Raw genomic sequence first — 20,536 nt, 5'->3', positions numbered from 1 at the left:
CATCCTTTCACGCGATCACCTAGGAGACAGCACCTTGGACATCACGTTTACGGCGCTGGACCTGCCCGCTGACCACGCTGCGCTTGTGCAGTTCATGCTGTCGAACGAGTTCCCCTTCCACATCAACGCCAGACCGACCCGCACTGATCTTGAGCAGAAGATCTCCGAGGGTGCATTCTGCGGCCCCGATCACGCCAGCTTCTGGGTCCATTCAGAATCCGAAGGGCGTCTGGGCCTCGCGATCCTTGAGGACCTCCTTGACGACGCACCTTTGTTCGACCTGCGGCTGTCCTTGGCAGCTCGGGGCCGTGGCCTTGGCGCGCACATTCTGCGTGCCCTCACCGCTGAGGTATTCCAGCGTTGGCCGAACGTCAATCGCTTTGAGGGGCAGACCCGCGAAGACAACATCGCGATGCGCAAGACTTTCCTTCGCTCAGGGTTCATCAAAGAAGCTCACTATCGCGAGGGCTGGCCGGTGACGGGCGCGCACCCGTTGGCATCCGTCGCCTATGCAATTCTTCGTCGAGATTGGGAATCGGGCGAGACCACACACTTCGTTTGGGAAGACCTCACCGTCTGAGCGTTCACCCGTCCCGCACAGGATTCCCCCTCGACACAGCTGGCGTGCGTCCTGGTCCATCACACTTCCGCACTGAAACGCCGTAGCGGTTAGCGGCGCTACCTGCTGGCCGCGTCGACTTGAAGGTGAATGGCGAAGTCCGCAATCGGCATTGGTTTGTCGGGACCTCCCTGGTGGCCTCCGACTGGAATGGTGCCCGGTCCTATGGGGAGGCGACTCTGGCTGATTCGGTCAAGGCCTTGATAGCAGGGTCAGCGCGATCCTTCGGCGCTCGTAGCTCTCTCGTGGAGTAGCTGCGGCTCTGGTCGATCCCTCGCTCGGCCGAAGCCTGCTGACCGTACGAGAGATCTGACCGATGAAGGTTCCCCTACGAAACAGGGGGACCCATCCAGAACAGGTCTCACACTGGATGACAGAAATTCAGCAGGTCGGGTTGACGGCCCCAGCGAACGGGTGGTCTCTTGTAGCTCTAGGAGTCTCAAGTTCCGTGAGAGCTGACAAGAGTGCCACGAGAACAGCTAGACCGTCGCAGGACGGGCCACGAGATCGTGCTCGGTGCGCGGCACACCGCGAGTGAGGTCGGCGAGCAGTTCGAGCACGTGCCGGTAGGGCTGGTCCGTGGCGCGAGTCATGCCGAGTTCGCACGTGCGATTACAGGAGGCGTGCGCTGTGGCCTCCATCACCGCCACATCCGCTGCCTGGGCTCGCGTCGCCGAGGCCGTGAGCTCCGGGTGCAACATGCCCCGGTCGCCCGCAAAACCGCAGCAGCCCCAGTTGTCGGGAATATCGACGCGCTCGGCGACCCCGTCGGCCACGGCTCGCAGTGAGTCGTTGATTCCCATCCGGGTGGACGAACAGGTGGGGTGCAGGGCGAGCGATTCCAGCTTCGGGTAGTCGGGCAACTCCGGGAGGATGCGCGCGGCGGCGAATTCGACGGCATCCATCACACGCAGGGGCCGGTCGCTCGTGTCGCTCTCGATCGTGGCGCGTAGTCCTTCCGTGCACGAGGACGCGTCGCAGATAATCGGCAGCTCCCCGTCACGAGTCGCCAGGCGCAGGGCGGCAAGGGTGGACTCGCGCATGGTTGCCTGCCCGCTCACCAGGCCCTTCGACGCCCACGGGGTGCCGCAGCAAAGACCATCGATGCCGGGGGGAACCACGAGGATTATGCCGACCCGTTCGCAGAGCTCCTCGAAGCTCACCTGCACGCCGGCGGATGCGGCATCCGCTGGTCCGAACATCGTGTTGACGCAGGCCGGAAAATACACCGCCTCGGCGGGCTCGGCTGGAGCGGCGCGGCGACGGCTTGCGCCGCCACGCGGAAGCTCCGGGGAGTACAGCGGAACCGTGTCGGCGCCGAGCGCGGCTCGGACAGCCTGGTTGGGGGCCTGCACCAGCGGAGTGGGAACGGAGGCGACCACGGTGAGGGCGAGACCGGCACCGCGCGTCACCGTTCCCCAGTTCTTGGCGGCGGCATTCCACACGGCGTTCTGCACCGGTTTGGGCTGGGCACGACGCAGGCTCTTCACGAGACTGCCGGTGTCGATGTTCACCGGGCACGCGGTCTGGCACATTCCGTCCACCGCGCAGGTCTCTACCGCGCTGTACTGATAGTCCTTCTCAAGCTCCGTCTGGAGCGCGGTATCGCCATCGAGTCTCGCCTGCTCGATGCGCGCAGAGTGACGATGCGCTGCCGGGGCGTCAGAGTGATCTCGCGGCTTGGGCAGACCGGCTCACAGTACCCGCAGGAGACGCAGCGGTCGACCTCCTCGGCGACCAGGGGAGTCGTCTTGATGTCGCGCAGGTGCACGTCGGGGTCGTCGTTCATGATCACGCCCGGGTTGAGCATGCCGGCGGGGTCGAACAGTCGCTTCAGTGAGCGCATCACGTCGTAGAGTTCATCACCGTACTGTCGGCGCACGTAGGGCGCCATTACCCGGCCCGTGCCGTGCTCCGCTTTCAGTGAGCCGCCCTCGCCGAGAACGAGGTCGACCATGTCCTCGGTGAAGGCGCGGTAGCGCTCGAGCGACTCGGCCCCGGTGAAACCGTCGGTGAGCATGAAGTGGATGTTGCCGTCTTTGGCGTGACCGAAGATCACGCTGTCGCGGTACTGATACTGGTCGAACAGCTCGATGAGCTCCATGCAGGTGCGTCCGAGTGCCGGCACCGGCACCACGATGTCTTCGAGCAGTGCCGTCGTACCCGCCGGCCGGGCGCCGGCCACGGCGGCATAGAGGCCTTTGCGCAGGTGCCAGAGTTCGGCACGGGTGGCCGAATCGGTGCTGAAGCGTGCGGGGGAGCTGAGCCCCAGGGCGGGCATCAGCATGAGGCCGCCTTCTGACAGGTCCGTCAGGTGTTCGGCTCTGTCGGCGTGGTATTCCACGAGCAGGGCGGCGTGCTCCTGCACGGCGAGGTCGCGAATGATGCCCGGAGTATCCGGCAGTCCCTGACCGACGCGAAGGGACAGCGCATCCATGAGTTCGAGCGTGGCGGCCCCGGAGCCGACGAGAGCCGGCAGCGCGGCCGTGGCGGCCTCCATGCCGGGGAATACCAGCAGTCCCGTTGTGACGTGCGCCTGGCGGGGGATCGTGCGGAATACGGCCTCGGCCACGAAGCCGAGCGTGCCCTCGCTGCCGATGATGAGGTGCGCCAGCATGTCGACGGGGCGATCGAAATCCAGCAGGGAGTTCACGCCGTAGCCCATGGTGTTCTTCATGGCGAATTGCCGACGAATGGTGGCCACGGATGCGGCATTGCCGCGCACCCGTTGTGACAGGCGCACGAGCCCCTCGTGCAGGTCCGGCTCAAGGGAGCGCAGGCGGGCGTCGGCATCCGCTTCACCGGTGTCGAGAACGGTGCCGCTCGGCAGCACCACGGTGAGCGATTCGAGGGTTTGGTACACGTTGTCGACGGTGCCGCAGGCCATTCCGGAGGAATTGTTGGCCACAACTCCGCCGATCGTGGCGGCAGACTCGCTCGCCGGGTCCGGGCCGAACTTGCGACCGTAGCGCGCGAGGCGGGCGTTGAGCGCGCGGACGGTGACGCCCGGCTGCACGCGTACCCGCGCTCCGTTGTCCAGCACCTCGATCTTCGTGAAATTGCGACGGACGTCCACGAGCACGCCGTCGGTGAGCGCCTGGCCGCTCAGGCTGGTGCCGCCCGAGCGGAACGTGAGCGGGACACCCTGGCTCATGCTGGCTCGCAGCAGGCGGCCGACTTCTTCGGCGTTGCCCGCCACGACCACGGCGCGGGGCACCAGCAGGAAGTGCGAGGCGTCATGCGCGTTGGCGTGCAGGTCGATCGCGCGGGTCTTCACCTGCAACGGATCGGACACCGCGGCCCGCAGGGCCCCGAGCATACCGGCGGATGCCGCCGGCGTCACGGCGGAGAGGTCGGTCGCGCTGCTGCGAGGCATTACGGCACCATCCAGCCGAGGACGGGGGTGGACTGGAGCACGATCAGGAGGGTGATCAGCGCGAGCAAGCCCAAGCTCCAGCCGACGAGCTTGCGGAAGAGGGTGCTCTCGGCGCCCTCCAGCCCGACCGCGGCCGCCGCGACGGCCAGGTTTTGCAGCGAGAGCATCTTGCCCAGGACGCCGGCTGACGAGTTGGCGGCGGCCATCAGCACGGGCGACAGGCCGGTGGAGTTGGCGGCCGTGACCTGCAACTGGCCGAAGAGCGCGTTGGAGGACGTATCGGAGCCGGTGAGAGCCACGCCAATCCAGCCGATCAGGGGGGAGATCACGGCGAAGAATGCTCCGGTCGAGGCGAGGAAGGCGCCGAGGGAAGCGGTCTGGCCCGACAGGTTCATCACGAAGGAGAGGGCCAGCACGGCGGTCACGGTAACGAGGGTGAAGCGCAACTGCACCAGCGTGTCCCAGTAGATCTTGAGGCCCTGGCGCACGGAGACCTTGTAGAGCGCCATCGTGATCAGGCCGGAGAAGAACAGTAGGGTCCCGGTGGCCTTGATGTGGTCGAGCTTGAACGTCGTCGCCGGCACCGGGTCGCCGGCCGCGTTGGTCACGTCCAGCCCCGGCCAGGGGAAGGTCACACTGCCCACGACACCGAGCCAGGCCTTTACGGCCGGGATCTGCGCGATCGAGAAGATGCCCATGATGATCAGGTACGGGGCGATAGCCTTCCAGACCTGGCCGGCGGCCGGACGCTGGTGATTCGAGAGGTCTACGTCGCCGGCGGAGCGGCGGGCGGTTTTGATGGCCGTGGTCTCGGTGCTGCGCATGGCGTCCGCCGGTTCGCTCTGGTTGAGACGGGTCTGGGGTTCGGTCCCGGCGGCGTCGGCCTGGTCGAGGCCGTCGGTCAGGCCGACGGATTCGACCGGCTGCCAGAAGCGCAGCATGACCAGGACGGCGGTCACGGTCGCGACCGCGGCCACGACATCCGTCAGTTCGACGGCGAGGAAATTGGAGGTGACGAACTGGGCCAGTCCGAAGACGAGCCCGGCGACCACTGCGACCGGCCAAGTCTGCTTCAGGCCGCGCTTGCCGTCGACGAGGAACACGAGGATCAGCGGTACCAGTACGGCGATGAAGGGGGTCTGGCGCCCGGCCATTTGCGCGAGGTCGTGCACGGGCAGGCCGGTCACGCCGTTGAGGGCGATGATCGGTGCGGCCATGGCGCCGAACGCGACCGGAGCGGTGTTTGCGAGAAGCGACACGATAGCCGATTTGAGTGGCTTCATTCCGGCGGCCATCAGCATCGCGGCAGAGATGGCCACTGGGGCGCCGAAGCCGGCCAGAGACTCGAGCAGGGCACCGAAACAAAAGGCGATCAGGATCGAGAGGATACGCAGGTCATTGGAGATGGAACGAATGGTGCGTCCCAGAACCTCGAACCACGGCGTAGCGACCGTGAGCTTGTAGATCCACAGGGCGTTGACGAGGATCCAGAGAATCGGGAAGAGCCCATAGAAGGCTCCCGCGGCGGTTGCACTCAGGGCCTGGCCGGCGGGCATCTGCCATCCCACGACGGCGAGAACGATCGATAGCAGCAGGGCCGCGAGGGCGGCCTTGTGCGCCTTCATGCGAAAGACTCCCAGAAGAACGAAGAGCAGCACGAGCGGGAGCGCGGCGCACGCCGCCGACAGGGCGAGATTGCCAAAGAGGGGATCGGTGATCTGAATAAAAGCGCCGGTAGGGACGGGCGCTAACGGAAAAGTTGTCTGAATGATGAGGTCTCCACACTGAGGTTGCGTCACATTCAGGTGACGGCTCCTAAATTGTCTAACAAGTACGCACGTAAGTCAATGCTGCATTCGGCACGGTCTGCCAAGATGGAAGCACCCGTTGTGAAAGGTGGAAGACCACATGGTCCGTTCCGTTGTGGCGACCTCCATCGTCGATGCCGTCTCCGATGATCTTCGTTCGCGACTGTTCGCGGGGGAGCTGGCGGACGTGCCGCTCACCGAAACCGACCTGGCGTCCACCTACGATGTGGCTCGCCCGACGGCCAAGGCCGCAATCGAACGCCTCGTGGGGGAGGGGCTGCTCGTACGCGGCGCGCACAAGAGCGCCCGTGTGGCCGAGCTCGGCCCCGAGGCGGTGCGAGACATCTATCTGGCCCGCGCGTACCTCGAAAGCGAGGTCGTGCGCCGACTGGCGCTCACTCGCACCGTCCCGACGGCTGCCGTACGCGCCAATGATGACATTGCCGCCCTTGCCGGCAGCTCGCCGCTTGATCTGATCGAACCGGATATGCGGTTTCATACCGGCCTGATCGACGCCATCGGCAACGAACGCACCAGCAAGATGTATCGATCCCTGGTGAGTGAGGTTCGCCTGTGCATGACCAGGGTGCAGAGCCTCAACCTGCTGGCCCCCGGTCTGATCCACACTGAACACCGAAGGATCCTCGAACTCCTGGCCCAGGGCGACGGTGACACGGCGGCTCGACTGCTCGACGATCACCTGGGACGCGCGCGGGAGCGACTCGTCGAAGCTCTGGGCGGCGAGGCCGGCCCCGCGGCCCGTGTGCCCAACCTCCCGGCGAACTGAGACGGAGACTGTCGCGTGAATGATTTTCTTGCCCCGGACACCCAGACCGCGCTCGCCGTGGTCAGCGCCCTCGCCGGGCTGACCACGCCGGCCCAACAGGAGGGCGACCAGACCGCATCGGCGGTTTCGTCACAGAGGCCCGCATCCACGGCGATTGAGCGGCTTCGTGCCGTGCGCCGGCTCGTGCACGAACTCGAATCCGACGCTGTGACGCTCCGGAGCGTGCGACAGGCGCTCACGGACGGGGTGGGGTGGAACGAAATCGCCGATGCCTCCGGGATCAAACCGGCTGCTGCGCGCTGGCGCTGGGCCGGCACGGACGACGAGATTGCCGCTCGGCTGTTGGCTGGCCGGAAACGCTCGGTTCGGCCGAGCAGCGTACCCACCGACCTGCCCGGACTGTCGGTGGCCGAAGCCGCCACCCGACTGGGCGTGAGCGCGCAAGCCGTCTACCTGCAGGTATCCCGTGGCAAATTGTCGAGCCAGACCGTTCAGCTACCGGATGGCCGTTCGTACAAACGCGTCTTTCTGAACGAACCGAACCCGCCCCATTCTTGACCTACGTTCTCACGACGCACCACAATGGGGCGACGAACACCTCACGGAAGACGGAGTACCACATGACTGACCTGCCCACAGCGAAGCCCACCCGATCACCGTCCGATGCCGAGACCACGGTGCTCAATCTGGGCCAGCCCGTAGCACCGCCCACGAGTTCGGCACCCCCCACGGGATCGGTGCCGGCCGCCGTCCCCGTGACGTCGGCGGCCGAACCGCCCCGAGACGGGTCGGCGACATCCGTTGTCCGTGCCGTCACACGACCGAACATGGCCCTCGTCGTCCTCGTCGGCATGGGCGCGTTGGCGATCGCCTTCATCGTGATGATCATCGTCGGTGTCACCGGCGAGAGCATCAATGCGCTCGCCGTGATCGCCACCCCCATCGCGTCGATGGTTGCCGCGTACTACGGCATTACGCTCAGCATCCAGCAGGTCAAGAACGAGCGCATCGAGAAGGAGAAGGCCTTGGCGCGGGCGGAGGCAGCGGATGTCGCGCGTCGTGAGATCGAGGTATGGTCTGCGCAGATGGAATCCGGATTGCGTGTTGCCATGGCCAAACTCACGGCGGCCCGCGTGGGGACCGATGAGGTAACCAGAGCTGCTGGAACGCCCGATGACTTCTTCTAAGCCGGTGTCGCCCTCCGAAAACGTACACGTCGTCGAACCGACGACCCTTCTGATCGAGCGCGGTTCCGATCGGGTGCACGTTCAGCTCAACCGCCCGGACGTGCGCAACGCCATCGACCAGACCATGATCGACGAACTGCATGCCGTGTGTGAGCAACTCGAGCGAGAGCCGCTCATACTGATTATTTCCGGCAGCAATGGAGTCTTCGCCTCGGGTGCGGATATCGCCCAACTTCGGGAACGTCGACGCGAAGACGCCCTGAAGGGAATCAACTCGGGGCTGTTCTCGCGCATTGCACGTCTGCCTATGCCCGTGATCGCGGCTCTGGACGGCTGGGCACTGGGCGGGGGAGCCGAGCTCGCGTATGCCGCGGACTTCCGCATCGCCTCGACCACCGTGCGCCTCGGTAACCCCGAGACCGCTTTGGGTATTCTGCCTGCCGCCGGTGCCCTGTGGCGACTCGCACAGCTCGTGGGTGAACCGGTGGCCAAGGAGATCATCCTCGCGGGTCGAGTTCTCACCGCGGATGAGGCCCTCGCGGTGCATCTGATCACCGAGATTCACGCCTCGGAGGATCTGGTGGCGGCGGCACACGCGCTCGCTGATCGCATCGGTGCCCAGGACCCGCTGGCTACCCGGCTTGCCAAGGAAGTCTTCCACGCCGCAGCAGAAGCGCATCCCCGCGTCGATAATGAGGCACAGGCGATTCTGTTCGAGTCGCCGGAGAAATTCGCCAGAATGGATGAATTTCTCGCGAAGAGAAAGCGGCCTCGCGCGACCGCGCGGCCCTGAACTCTGCACGGCTACACGTCTGAGTCAAACCGCCCGGCGGTATGTTCGGCGGGGCAGGACGACCAGGTGACTTTTGGCCCTGTCCGGCTCGCCGGACGTCGGCGATCCTTAAGCCATGACCCAGACACGAGATCGAATCGGCACTTCCGTTGCTGTCGACCCGCTCGGTCGGGCGATCGGCATCACCGAACTCTCCCGCACCGAGTGGCGCGTCTGCGACCTCGCGATTGCGGTCGGCGACCCGCGGGCGATCTTCGGATTCATCGAGCTGTTCGACGACTCCTTCGAGGTGTCGAACTTCCAGCTGAGTGAACGGTCGTCATTCCCCACGTTTGAGCGAGCCGTGGCGAGCCTCGCCACGCCGATGATCAGAAAGGTGCATCCATGACATTCACGTGCCCGTACTGCCGATCCCAGGCCCGGCTCACCCCCAATCCGGACCACGCCCAGCGGGCCTCTGTGCCGCTCTACCTGATGACGTGCACTGGGTGTGAGCGTACACAGGTGAGCCGTACCGCCTTTCATGTGGTCTAACCGGCACATGATCGCAGCGTAACCGCCATGTAACCGCCATGTAACCGTTGGGGGATCGTCACCCCGGGGCCGACTTCCATGCCAAGGTAGTGGCATGAAGTGTCAGCCCTATCGCAGCGTGCGTGATCGTGCCGCGGTTCGACGAAGGTGCGGAACCTTGCCATGGTAGATCAGCCGGTCGAGTCGCCCTTCCCCACCGCCCTGCAGCCCAGTGGTGCGCGGATTGACGATCTGCTGAGAGAGTTCGCGGCGAGAGCCGATGAACTTCTCCTCACTCAGGAACGCATTCGGGGCCTCGTCAGCGCTGTTGTCTCCATCGCGGAAGACCTGAGCCTCGAGGCCGTACTCAAGCGGGTCGTTGAATCCGCCTGCACGCTGCTCCGCGCGCAGTACGGCGCCCTCGGCGTGATTGGGTCGGACCAGAGCTTGAGCCACTTCGTGACCGTGGGCTTCGACGCGGAAACCATCGAGAAGGTCGGGGCGCTGCCGGTCGGCAAGGGGGTGCTGGGTCTTTTGATTCGCGAACCGCACCCGATCCGTCTGCACGACCTCCGTCAACACCCGTCGGCCGCGGGCTTTCCCGACCATCACCCACCGATGGTGTCCTTCCTCGGCGTTCCCGTGAGCGTGCGAGACGTGGTCTTCGGAAACCTCTATCTCACCGAAAAAGAGGGCGGGGGAGATTTCACCCCCGAAGACCAGGAACTTGCCGTGGCGCTGGCCGCCGCTGCCGGCGTGGCCATTGAAAATGCCGGCCTGTTCGAGGAAGCTCGCCGGCGGGGCGCCTGGCTTGAGGCCTGCGCCGACATGGCACGCGACCTGCTGAGATCCTTCGATGACGATGGGGAAAGCGGCCTCGACGCGGTGGCGCAGCGGGCAATGATCGAGTCCGGGGCGGCCCTGTCGCTCATCGGTCTGCCGACGGATGAAGAGGACAAGGTGTTCTGTGCCGCGGGTGTCGGTGTTGGCGCCTCCGCCCTCGTCGGCCGAAGTATCGTGATGAGCCCGCTTGCCCTCGCCGGGGTGCGCAGCGCAGGGGAATCGGCGGTGCTGCCGCTGCTCAGTCAGGTGATCGATCCGACCGTCGCGGCGCAGGACGGCGCCTGGCCAGAGCTGGGACCAACCCTGCTGGTGGCACTCGGCCCACCCGGGGTCGGCCAGGGAATGCTGCTGCTGGCCCGTCCCATCGGCTCGGGCGGGTTCAGCCCGACGGATATCGAGATGAGCGCCGTGTTCGGGTCCTATGTGGCTCTCGGCCTGGAGCTGGCCAATGTGCACCGGATGCGTGAACAGCAGGCCGTGTTCGGCGATCGTGACCGAATCGCCCGGGATCTGCATGACCTCGTCATCCAGCGGTTATTCGCGGCCGGCCTCAGCATGCAGAGCCTGCGCCGATTCACCGACGACCCCGTGGCCCTCGACCGCATCGCGGCCGTCACGGTGGAACTGGACAGCACCATCCACGAACTGAGGGACACGATCTACTCCCTTCGGGGTGCCTCGCAGACATCGGCGACCATGAGCAGTCGGATCCTGGAGGTCATTGCCGAAGGAACCCGTTCCCTCGGATTCGCGCCGAATATTCGATTGTCTGGTCCGATCGACGCCGACCTGGGTGAGGCGCTGAGTGAAAACCTTCTGGCTGTGATCACCGAGGGCCTGAGCAATGTCACCAGGCATTCCGGCGCGACGTCGATCAAGGTCTCCGTGAATGCCGAGCACGGCCGAGTTCGGCTGCTGATCGTCGACGACGGGCGCGGATTCAGCGACCCGGTGCGGAGCAGCGGCCTCGAAAACCTGCGTCAGAGGGCACGGATGTGTGGTGGTCGATTCGAGGTCAAGAGCCAACCCGGTGAGGGAGCCCGCCTGTCGTGGTCAGCGCCGGTGCCGATCGTCACAAACGGTTCGCGGATGGGACCGTCGCCACGGCGGCTGCAGGGCGGGTTCGACGCTGAAACCCCAGCTTCTCCAGCAGGGACGACACGTAGCTCCTGACGGTTGCCTCGGTCAGAACCATGCTGTCGCCGATCTCACGGTTGGTCATGCCCTCGCGGATGAGATGCAGTACACGCCGTTCCTGTGCGGTCAGTCGGGCCTGAGGGGAATCGTGGGCGCTCGTTCCGGTCAGGGTGCTGATCAGCCGGCCCGTGATCAGCGGGTCGAATAGGGCCTCCCCGGCCGCGGCTCGGCGAATGCGGTCGATCAGCACGCTGCCAAGGATTTCCTTCAGGACGTACCCGGCTGCTCCCGCGAGCGCCGCACCAAGCTGAGCCTGGTCGTCCGCGTAGCTGGTCAAAATGAGGCAGATGATCGAGGGATCGAGTGACCTGACGTTGCGGCAGACCTCGATTCCGGTGCCGTCCGACAGGCGCGCGTCGAGGATTGCCACGTCGGGGCGGATGACGGGGATGAGGCGGATGGCGTCGTCTGCCAGGCCGGCATCACCAACGACATTAAAACCCTCGCTCTCGAGCAGTTCCCGCAGGCCTCGGCGCACGAGTTCGTGGTCGTCGAGAATGAACACGCTGATCGGGGGTTTCGTCATGTCTTCCCTCCCGTCGGACCATTCAGAGACGGCTGTACGTTTCCTGTCACCCTCATCCTCCCGTCGTCTCACGTGTCCCGGTAGGCCGAAAGTCCATGCAAACGAGAGATACTTTAGTTTTCGTGTTGGCTCGTTCGCCTAGGGTGTGAAGCATGGACGTGCTGCGGGGAATCTGGAACAGCATGCTGGAATCGCACCCGACCCTGCCGTTCTCCACGGCGGTGGTCACGATCCTGGCCGCCGCGTTCGTTGTTGTCGTGCCCGCCGTCTGGCGGATCACGCGACACGGCATCACCATCGTGCACGAGGGCGGGCACGGTGTTGCCGCGACGCTGAGCGGGCGACGGCTCAGCGGCATCCGTTTGCATTCCGACACGTCGGGGCTCACCGTGAGTCGCGGTCGACCACACGGCCTCGGCATGGTGTTCACACTGGCCGCCGGGTACCCGGCGCCGGCCGTGCTCGGACTGGGATCGGCCTGGCTGCTGGGGCGTGGCTACGATGTGGCGCTCCTATGGCTGTTGCTCGTGGCGCTGGCGTTGGTGCTCGTGCAGGTTCGCAACTGGTTCGGTCTGTGGTCCGTGGGGGTCACCGGTGCGGTGATCCTTGCGGTGTCCTGGTTCGGTTCGGCGGACGTTCAGGGTGTGTTTGCGCTGTTGCTCACGGCCTTTCTGCTGCTCGGTTCCGTCCGGACCGTGATCGAGCTGCAGCAGTCTCGTACGCGACGGGCGGCGGGGGCATCGGATGCGGACCAGCTGGCTCGTCTCACCCACATTCCCGGAATCATCTGGGTGGGTGTTTTTCTTGCGGTGAACCTCACGTGCGCTGTGCTGTCGGCTCGCTTCCTCGCCTTGATCTAGACGACACTCAGCCCGGTGGGGTCTGCCATGCCTTCCGGGTCAGTCGGCGGAGGCTGCTTGTGCTGCGGTCGGTCGTGATTGCCCACGCCGCCGAGAGCACGATCGACTTCGTGGTACCCGCCTGTTCGTTCAGCGCCGCAGCGTTGGCCCACACGAACATCCACAGCGCCGCCATTGCCCTGTCCGCCGCCTGACCGGGCATATTACGCAGACAGATGGCGTAGGTCTCCGCGACGAACGCGTCGTAGAGTGCGCCGAAGGCCTCTACGTCCCCGGCGGCCACACGTTCCAGAAGCAGGTGACCGCCAGCTGCCTTCTCGGGGCTGGGATTCGACGCGTCTGCGGTCGTCACGGTGCGTGACCAAACGATCTGCAGATCGGTGCAGACATGGCACCCCAGCTTTCACGACGGAATTCGTCACCAGAGCCCGGCAACACCATGAATATATGTCACCTATTTGGGGGAGTCAAGAGGATTCCTCACGTCTGAGTGCGAGACGATGCCACGCCGGAAGGATGGGTGCGAGGCACACCTGGGTTCGTTCCGACGTGGCTTCTCGCCGGACCTAGAGCTCGGCGAGGAGGGCGACCGGGTTCTCGATGCATCGTGCAACGAACGTGAGGAAGCCGGCGGCCGTGCCGCCGTCGCACACGCGATGGTCGAACACCATGGAGAGTTCCACCACGGTTCGCACCGCGAGCTCGTGGTTGACGACCCAGGGTCGCTCGATCATGCGCCCGATTCCCAGTATTGCTGCCTCGGGGTGGTTGATGATGGCTGCTGAACCGTCGACTCCGAGAGAACCGAAGTTGTTGAGCGTGAACGTGCCTCCCGTGAGTGAGGCGGGGGCGAACGTGCCGTCAGCGGCATTCACAACGAGTTCGGAGATGGCGTCGCGTAGCTGACGGGTCGTCAGGGCGTGGGCTCCGTGCACGACGGGGACCATCAGTCCACGAGAGGTCTGTGCCGCAATCCCCAGGTTGATGGCTCCGTGTTGCAGGATCTCCTGACTCGCGGTGTCGACAGACGAGTTCAGCAGGGGGTATCGCTGCAGACCGGCCACGACGAAGCGAGCGATCAGGGCGGTGACGCTGAATCGTTCACCGGTGGCGGCGAGCAGGCGGTCCCGGGCGACGAAGAGCTCCGTCGCGTCGACGTCGAGCCAGATCGTCGCCTCGGGGATCTCCCGACGTGAGGTCGCGAGCCGCTGGGCGACAACCTTGCGCAGACCGGTGATCGGGATGCGCACGTTACCCGGTGCCTGGGCGGAGGACGATGCGGGCGCCGAGATCGGCGATGCCGCTGGGTCGGTCCGTGTGCTGTTGGACGTGGTCTCTGTGGGCATGGTGCTGTCCCGAATCTGGGCTTCCACGTCGGCCCGAGTGACCAGCCCGTCGCGTCCGGTGCCGGGGAGACGACTCGCGTCGAAACCGTTTTCTCTCGCGAGACGTCGCACAATCGGCGAGACAACGGGGGATGGCCTGTGGGCTTCCGGCGACCCGACTCGGACCGGCGCGGCCACAACACCAGCCTCGACCTGAACTGCCACGGGCGCCGGCTCCGGTCTGCTCACCGGCGCCGTAACGGTCGTGGTCGATGTCGGCGCGTCCGGCGTGGGGGTGCCGAAGCGGCCGCGCTGCGGGCGTCGGGCCGGCCGCGTGCTCACCGTCGTCCCGTAGCCGATCAGCACGGCACCGGACGTTTCCGCCGAATCGGCCTTCTCGGCGGCAGGCGGCAGCGGCGCGGTCGGTGCGACCGTGCTCTGGACGGTCTGATCCGTCACGGTGAGCAGCACCTGACCGGCGTGAATCGTCTGACCCGGCTCGCCGAAGATCTTTTCGACAATACCGCCGAATGGCGACGGCAATTCCACCACGGACTTGGCGGATTCCACCTCGACGACGGGCTGGTCAATGCGAATGCTGTCGCCGGGAGCCACCAGCCAGGACACGATCTCGGCCTCGGTGAGTCCTTCACCGAGGTCAGGCAGGAGAAAATCGTTGCGCATCAGTTCCACTCCCAACGGGAGATGGCGGCCAGGATTCGGTCGGGAGTCGGCAGGAAGTATTCCTCGAGCTTGGGGGACGGATACGGAATATCGAATCCGGTGATGCGCAGGATGGGTGCGGCGAGGTAGAAGAAGTTGCGTTCGGTCAGTCGGGCGGCAACCTCTGCGCCGTAGCCGCCGAATTGTGCAGCCTCGTGGATCACGGCCACACGACTGGTCTTTCGCAGCGATGCGCTCACCGTGGCGTCATCGAAAGGGGAGAGGCTGCGCAGGTCGATGACTTCGATTGACAGGCCCTCCGCGGCAGCAAGATCGGCCGTGGCGAGGGCCGTTTTCACCGTGGGACCGTAGGCGAGCAGTGTCACGTCCGTGCCTTCGCGCACGACGACAGCACTCGTCATCGGGGCGGTCTGCACGGGGAGGCTGAGCTCGGCCTTGCTCCAGTACCGACTCTTGGGCTCCATGAAGATCACCGGGTCGTCGCTGGCGATGGCCTCACGAAGCATGGAGTACGCATCGGCAGGATTCGAGGGAGAGACAACGGTCAGTCCCGGGGTCGATGTCCAGTAGGCCTCGGAAGAGTCGGAATGGTGCTCGACGCCACCGATGTCGCCCGAATACGGGATTCGAATCACGATAGGAAGCTGAATTTTTCCGCGCGTGCGATTGCGCATCTTGGCCACGTGCGACACGATCTGTTGAAACGCCGGGTAGCTGAAGGCGTCGAACTGCATCTCGACCACGGGACGCATGCCGTACATGGCCATGCCGATCGCGGTGCCCACGATGCCGGACTCGGCGAGCGGGTGAGTCGCTCACGCGGGTTTCGCCGAACTCGGCGTACAGACCGTCGGTGACGCGAAAGACGCCGCCGAGCGGGCCGACATCTTCGCCGAACAGCACGACCGTGGGGTCCTCAACCATTGCGTCACGAATGGCGGCGTTCAGAGCGGATGCCATGGTGAGCGTTTCCGGGGCACGGGTGGCCATCCCGGGTATCACTGTCGTCATCGTTCGTCACCCATCTCGTCTTCTGCCAGCTCATCGGCCAAGGCCGCGCGCTGCTCGGCCAGGGCCGGGCGAGGGCTCGCATACACGTGGTCGAAGAGCTCAAGGGGGTCGACCACCGCCTTGACCGTCATGCATGCCCGTGTCGCGGCGGCCATAGCTTCGGCCTCCTCGGTGATGGAGGCGCGTTCGGCTTCCGAAAGAGCCCCCTCGGACACCAGATACTTCTCGAGGCGCTCGATCGGGTCGCGGCCGCGCCACACGTCGACATCGGCGGCGTTTCGGTACCGACTGGGATCGTCCGAGTTGGTGTGTGCCTCGATGCGATACGTGAGGCCCTCGATCAGCGTGGGGCCTTGGCCCGCGCGGGCACGGTCGACGGCCGCAGAGGTCACGGCGAACATGGCTGCCACGTCATTCCCATCCACGAAGAAGCCGGGCATTCCATAGCCGATCGCCTTGTCGGCGATCGTGCGGCAGGCCATCTGCTTGTCGAGGGGGACACTGATGGCGAACTGGTTGTTCTGCACCAGGAAAACCACGGGTGCCTGCCAGACGGCGGCGAAGTTGAAGGCCTCGTGCGCGTCGCCCTCACTCGTGGCTCCGTCGCCGAGCAGCGTGAGGGCAACCGTGCTGTCGCGTTTCAGCTTCGCGGCGGTCGCGAGACCGACGGCGTGCAGGGCTTGCGTGGCGAGCGGAGTCGCCTGTGGAGCGATGCGGTGCTCGTGGTAGTCATAGCCGCTGTGCCAGTCGCCTCGAAAGGAGGCGAGGATGTGCTCGGGCTTCACGCCGCGGGTGAGCAGGGCGATGCTGTCGCGGTAGGTCGGAAAGAGCCAGTCGCCGGATTCGAGAGCGGCCACCGCTGCAATTTCGCAGGCTTCCTGACCGAGTGCGGATGGGTACGTGGCGAGCCGTCCCTGGCGAGTCAGGGCGGTCACCTGCACGTCGAATCGTCGGGCGATCACCATCTGCCGATAGAGGCCCAGGAGCGTCTCGGGGGCAGGAAGCTCGAACCCGCCGGTCTGGCTGTCATCGACAGCATGGCCGGCGTCATCAATCAACCGGAGGGGTGGGGGTGCCAGCACGGTGGGAATCCTCGTGCTCTCGACGTTGAGGCTCATGACGCAATGGTGCGCCCAGTTTCACCCGCGCGAAGCATCGCGAGAACAGAAGTGAACGATTGGCGCGAAGCACGTCGTGGCGCTGACAAACGGTTGGAAAAATGTCTGCTTCAACGCCAAACGTCCGGCACCGTTCCGGGCATATGTCCTGAAATTTCTTCCAGGATCAGGTGTGACCGGGTCGAGATGACACCCGGCATGCTGTGGATATCGCGAAGGATCGCTTTGCTCAGCAACTCGTGCGATGGCGCGTTCACGGTGAGGATGATGTCAATGTCCCCGCTCACCGCCTGAGCCTTCTCCACATAGGGAAGGGCCGCGAGTCGGGCGGCGATATCGCCCCAGGAGACGTCGCCGATCTTCACTACAACGAGGGCTGACACGTGCAGACCGAGCGATTTGCGATCGGTCTGCACACCGAAACCCGTGATGACCCCGCGAGTGACCAGTCTCTGCACTCGGGTGTGCGCGGCGGTGCGGGAAATGTGCACCTGCACGGCGAGTGCCCTCATCGACAGCCGGGCGTCACGGCTCAGCTCGGCAATGATCTGCCGATCGATGCTGTCGAGATCGGAGTGGGCGTCGGATGCCGAATGTTGCGTCATTGAAAACCTCGGTGTTGAGAGAGAGCCAGTCTAGCGAGCGCGCCCGGGTACTGGTGCCGTCATGGTCTGCATGGACTTCCGCAGCGCGCGCAGGTAGAAATTCTTGGGCCAGTGACGGATGCCGACGGGAAGGAGGGGATACATCATCCGTGTCAGGCGCAGCACTCGATCGAATCGAACCTGCCGCGCCGGTGACCACGGCAGGTCGAACATTTCACGTACGTGCGCGGGCAGCAACCCCGCGGTCATGAGACGGCCCACGGGCAGTCCGGCTCGCATCCAGAACGGCGCGTTCCGCGTGTGCAACAGCTCGTAGGCAACGGCACGCGTGGCCTCATCCGTCGTGAGATCGGCTAGACAATCGTTCCAGTAGATACGAAAAGACTCTCTGTCCGGCGGCCAGAGAGCCACCGGAACCTGAAGGGCCGCGCCCAGTTTGCGGTACTCGTCGTAGAACGCGTCGGCCAGATCATCGTTCAGAGGTCCGTACACGAGTTCGTGCATCAGGAGGGCGGAGTCGTAGAGAGTGGCGGCGACCCACAGCTGGAGTTCCGGCGTGAAGGCGCTGTAGGCGGGTGCCGTGTCGGTGCCCGCCGAATGCACGGGAACATGTGCGTGATTGACGCGCCGCGTTGCGGCAGCGGCTTCCTCCGGTGTTCCGAAGACGATGGCGTAGACGAAGCTGAGCGTGTTGTTGAGACGGTCCTGCGGGCGGTTGGCAAAATCACTGTGATTGGCAACGCCGTGGCCAATGGCCGGGTTGGCCAGCTGCAACAGGATGCTGCGACCGCCGGCTGCAATCAGCACGGCGTTGCCGGCAATGTCGTTCACTGTCATGAGTCACTCCCCTCTCGAAGCCGAGTGTATTGCCAGTCTGGTGTGAGACCGTGGGTAATGTCTGGATGAATTCTTCACCTTTGGGGAATAGAGACCGCATCTATGCACTTGCATGTACCTGAGGGCGACAATTCATGCGCCCACAACCTTGAGGAGAACGCATGAGCGACACCATCACCATTCCCGGTTACAAGGCCGGCACCTGGACGATCGACAAGGCGCACAGCGCCGTCACGTTCAGCATCCGCCACATCATGATCAGCAAGGTCAAGGGCACGTTCGACGACTTCGACGCGACCTTTGTCACGGGAGAGAACCCGCTCGACAGCACGGTCACGGCATCCGCCAAGGTCGTTTCGATCAACACCAACGAGCCCAACCGCGACGGCCACCTGCGCACCGGCGACTTCTTCGACGCCGAGACGTACCCCACCATCGACTTCGCGTCGACGGGCATGCGCGAGGTCAAGGGTGAATTCCTCATCGACGGAAACCTCACCATCAAGGGCGTCACCAAGCCGGCCACGTTCGAGCTCGAGTTCGGCGGCTTCGGCGGAGACCCCTACGGTAACTACAAGTTCGGCGCGACGGCCAAGACCGACGTCAACCGCGAAGACTTCGGCCTCACCTATAACGCGGCCCTCGAAACCGGTGGAATGCTCCTCGGAGACAAGGTCACGATTACGCTTGAGCTGCAGGCCGCGCTCAACGCATAATTGATCCCAGTGCATCAGGGGCTCCGCTTCGGCGGGGCCCCTTTTGTGTGCCCGTTGCGCCTCGGGGTACGATTTTTGGGCGGGGAGGGTGCCTCTGCTCCCTTTTTCCTGCTGCCCGGGCGTAATTCTGCGGTGCCGGCACCGCGTCAAGAAGAAATGAATCCACTGTGCACACGTTCCACGCTTTCTCGGCGAGAAGACTCGCCGTCGGGTTGACGGCCCTTGCGGCCGTCCTGACCTTGTTCCTCGGAGCCGGTGGTGCGGCCGCTGCCGTGACCCCGCACGCCGACGTGACGGGCAAGACCTTCATCATTGCCACCGATACCACCTTCGCTCCTTTCGAGTACCGCCAGGACGGTGAACTCACCGGAATCGACATGGACCTGATCCGCGGCATCGCGTCTCAGCAGGGCTTCAGCGTGGAGATTCAATCGCTGGGCTTCGACGCCGCACTGCAGGCTCTGCAATCCAACCAGGTGGATGGCGTGATCGCCGGTATGTCCATCACCGAAGAACGCAAGGCCATCTTCGACTTCTCCGACCCCTACTTCGACTCCGGCGTACAGATGGCCGTCGCTGAGGGGAACACAGCGATCACCGGCTATGACAATCTGCGGGGCGAAACCGTGGTCGCGAAACGCGGCAGTGAAGGCGAGACCTTCGCGAACTCCATCAAGGATGAGTACGGTTTCACCGTCAAGGCGCTGGCCGACTCCGCAACCATGTACGACGACGTCAAGGCCGGAAACTCCGTAGCAGTCTTCGACGACTACCCCGTTCTCGCATACGGAATCAACCAGAACAACGGTCTCACGTCGGTGACGGAGAAAGAGCAGGGCAGCTCATATGGCTTTGCCGTCAACAAGGGACAGAATTCGGAGCTCCTGACCGCGTTCAACTCCGGGCTCGCAGAGCTTCGCTCGAGCGGTGACTACCAGGGCATTCTCGATACCTATCTCAAGGAGCCCGCACCGGTCTCCGATACCGGATTTTTCGGCCTCCTCAGCGACAGCATGCCGGCACTCATGAAAGGCCTCGGACTCACCCTCCTCGCGACCGGGCTGTCCATTCTGATCGCCCTCGTCCTCGGTGTGGTCCTTGGGTTCTTCAAGGTCTCACCGTTCGTCGTGCTGCGGGCGATCGCCACGACATATGTCAGCATCTTTCGAGGCACCCCACTGCTCGTGCAGGCATTCTTCTTCTACTTCGGGCTGCCGCAGCTGACCGGACAATCCATCGACGTGCTCACGGCCGGTGTGCTCACCTTGAGCCTCAACGCCGGTGCATACATGACCGAAATCGTGCGGGGCGGCATCCAATCCGTCGACCCGGGCCAGACCGAAGCCGGACGCAGCCTGGGACTGGGATACATCACGACCATGCGCCGCGTTGTGCTGCCGCAGGCCGTGAAGATCATGACTCCCTCGTTCATCAACCAATTCGTGATGACCCTCAAGGACACCTCGCTCCTGGCGGTGATCGGCTTCGCGGAACTCACCTACCAGGGACAGCAGATCTACGCAGCCAACTTCCGCACGGGTGAAACGCTGCTGATCGTGGCGGCCCTCTACTTCGTGGTCATCACCATTCTCACCACGCTCTCCAACAAGCTCGACAAAAGGTTCAACAAATGAGCACGATCAGCACCAGCAAGATCAGCGTCACCGGTCTTCGTAAGTCCTTTGGCTCCAACGAAGTACTCAAGGGGCTCGACGTTGAAATCATGGAGGG

General features: G+C 64.6%; 17 protein-coding genes and 2 pseudogenes. 10 read left to right on the top strand and 9 right to left on the bottom strand.

Features of this window, described 5'->3' with window-relative positions:
* Window positions 1–580, top strand: a 580-nt coding sequence (locus JF66_RS04490) for a GNAT family N-acetyltransferase (protein WP_369797948.1), incomplete at its 5' end; no start/stop codon positions are given.
* 518 nt (window positions 581–1,098) lie between these two features.
* Here the strand turns inward: JF66_RS04490 and JF66_RS04485 are convergent.
* Together JF66_RS04485 and JF66_RS04480 are read right to left on the bottom strand one after the other, a co-directional pair.
* Window positions 1,099–3,938: pseudogene (locus tag JF66_RS04485) on the bottom strand (FAD-binding and (Fe-S)-binding domain-containing protein).
* Between the two features lie 56 nt (window positions 3,939–3,994).
* Complete coding sequence (locus JF66_RS04480; protein ID WP_051973116.1) at window positions 3,995–5,764, bottom strand: L-lactate permease; 1,770 nt, start codon at window positions 5,762–5,764, stop codon at window positions 3,995–3,997.
* A gap of 139 nt (window positions 5,765–5,903) precedes the next feature.
* On the opposite strand from JF66_RS04480, the gene JF66_RS04475 reads away from it, so the two are divergent.
* The 6 genes from JF66_RS04475 (at window position 5,904) to JF66_RS04450 (ending at window position 11,099) form a co-directional block, all read left to right on the top strand.
* Entirely contained in the window at window positions 5,904–6,590 is a 687-nt protein-coding gene (locus JF66_RS04475) for a GntR family transcriptional regulator (protein ID WP_035875692.1), read from the top strand.
* A 15-nt stretch (window positions 6,591–6,605) separates the two neighbouring features.
* Window positions 6,606–7,148, top strand: a complete 543-nt coding sequence (locus tag JF66_RS04470; protein ID WP_035875691.1) for a hypothetical protein — start codon at window positions 6,606–6,608, stop codon at window positions 7,146–7,148.
* Between the two features lie 62 nt (window positions 7,149–7,210).
* A complete protein-coding gene (locus JF66_RS04465) occupies window positions 7,211–7,777 on the top strand; it encodes a hypothetical protein (protein WP_156109655.1) in 567 nt (188 codons plus the stop codon).
* Window positions 7,764–8,570, top strand: a complete 807-nt coding sequence (locus JF66_RS04460) for an enoyl-CoA hydratase/isomerase family protein (protein ID WP_051973115.1) — start codon at window positions 7,764–7,766, stop codon at window positions 8,568–8,570. Before JF66_RS04465 ends, JF66_RS04460 begins: the two co-directional genes overlap by 14 nt.
* 115 nt (window positions 8,571–8,685) lie before the next feature.
* A complete protein-coding gene (locus tag JF66_RS04455) occupies window positions 8,686–8,958 on the top strand; it encodes a hypothetical protein (protein WP_035875689.1) in 273 nt (90 codons plus the stop codon).
* 308 nt (window positions 8,959–9,266) lie between these two features.
* The gene (locus JF66_RS04450) at window positions 9,267–11,099 is read left to right on the top strand and encodes a GAF domain-containing sensor histidine kinase (RefSeq protein WP_081882140.1); all 1,833 of its coding nucleotides are present in this window, start codon (window positions 9,267–9,269) and stop codon (window positions 11,097–11,099) included.
* On the opposite strand, the gene JF66_RS04445 is transcribed toward JF66_RS04450, so the two are convergent.
* Window positions 10,999–11,649 (bottom strand): response regulator transcription factor, encoded by a 651-nt coding sequence (locus JF66_RS04445; RefSeq protein WP_035875688.1) that lies wholly within the window; start codon window positions 11,647–11,649, stop codon window positions 10,999–11,001. The genes JF66_RS04450 and JF66_RS04445 overlap by 101 nt on opposite strands.
* Window positions 11,650–11,801: 152 nt before the next feature.
* On the opposite strand from JF66_RS04445, the gene JF66_RS04440 reads away from it, so the two are divergent.
* Window positions 11,802–12,509, top strand: coding sequence for a M50 family metallopeptidase (locus tag JF66_RS04440; protein WP_035875687.1), 708 nt, complete (start codon window positions 11,802–11,804; stop codon window positions 12,507–12,509).
* 7 nt (window positions 12,510–12,516) lie between these two features.
* On the opposite strand, the gene JF66_RS04435 is transcribed toward JF66_RS04440, so the two are convergent.
* The 6 genes and pseudogenes from JF66_RS04435 to JF66_RS04410 all read right to left on the bottom strand — a co-directional run bounded on the left by JF66_RS04435 (window position 12,517) and on the right by JF66_RS04410 (window position 18,089).
* Window positions 12,517–12,861, bottom strand: a complete 345-nt coding sequence (locus JF66_RS04435) for a hypothetical protein (protein WP_035875685.1) — start codon at window positions 12,859–12,861, stop codon at window positions 12,517–12,519.
* A gap of 214 nt (window positions 12,862–13,075) precedes the next feature.
* The gene (locus tag JF66_RS04430) at window positions 13,076–14,518 is read right to left on the bottom strand and encodes a dihydrolipoamide acetyltransferase family protein (RefSeq protein ID WP_035875683.1); all 1,443 of its coding nucleotides are present in this window, start codon (window positions 14,516–14,518) and stop codon (window positions 13,076–13,078) included.
* Window positions 14,518–15,508, bottom strand: a pseudogene (locus JF66_RS04425) (alpha-ketoacid dehydrogenase subunit beta). Before JF66_RS04425 ends, JF66_RS04430 begins: the two are co-directional and overlap by 1 nt.
* A 17-nt stretch (window positions 15,509–15,525) precedes the next feature.
* On the bottom strand, window positions 15,526–16,647 hold the full coding sequence (pdhA, locus tag JF66_RS04420; protein ID WP_035875681.1) for a pyruvate dehydrogenase (acetyl-transferring) E1 component subunit alpha: 1,122 nt from the start codon (window positions 16,645–16,647) through the stop codon (window positions 15,526–15,528).
* Window positions 16,648–16,757: 110 nt separating this feature from the next.
* Window positions 16,758–17,252, bottom strand: a complete 495-nt coding sequence (locus JF66_RS04415) for an Lrp/AsnC family transcriptional regulator (protein ID WP_035875678.1) — start codon at window positions 17,250–17,252, stop codon at window positions 16,758–16,760.
* 30 nt (window positions 17,253–17,282) lie between these two features.
* Window positions 17,283–18,089 carry an oxygenase MpaB family protein gene (locus tag JF66_RS04410; RefSeq protein ID WP_035875676.1) on the bottom strand — a complete coding sequence of 269 codons (807 nt, stop codon included), beginning with the start codon at window positions 18,087–18,089 and terminating at the stop codon, window positions 17,283–17,285.
* A 161-nt stretch (window positions 18,090–18,250) separates the two neighbouring features.
* On the opposite strand from JF66_RS04410, the gene JF66_RS04405 reads away from it, so the two are divergent.
* Together JF66_RS04405 and JF66_RS04400 are read left to right on the top strand one after the other, a co-directional pair.
* Complete coding sequence (locus JF66_RS04405; RefSeq protein ID WP_035875673.1) at window positions 18,251–18,805, top strand: YceI family protein; 555 nt, start codon at window positions 18,251–18,253, stop codon at window positions 18,803–18,805.
* Between the two features lie 167 nt (window positions 18,806–18,972).
* On the top strand, window positions 18,973–20,439 hold the full coding sequence (locus tag JF66_RS04400) for an amino acid ABC transporter substrate-binding protein/permease (RefSeq protein ID WP_197059319.1): 1,467 nt from the start codon (window positions 18,973–18,975) through the stop codon (window positions 20,437–20,439).
* Window positions 20,440–20,536: the final 97 nt, after the last annotated feature.

The sequence above is a fragment of the Cryobacterium sp. MLB-32 genome (assembly GCF_000738085.1).
Taxonomy (GTDB): Bacteria; Actinomycetota; Actinomycetes; order Actinomycetales; family Microbacteriaceae; genus Cryobacterium.
Note: the sequence above shows the minus strand (reverse complement) of the source record. Positions and strands in the feature narration are given on the sequence as shown.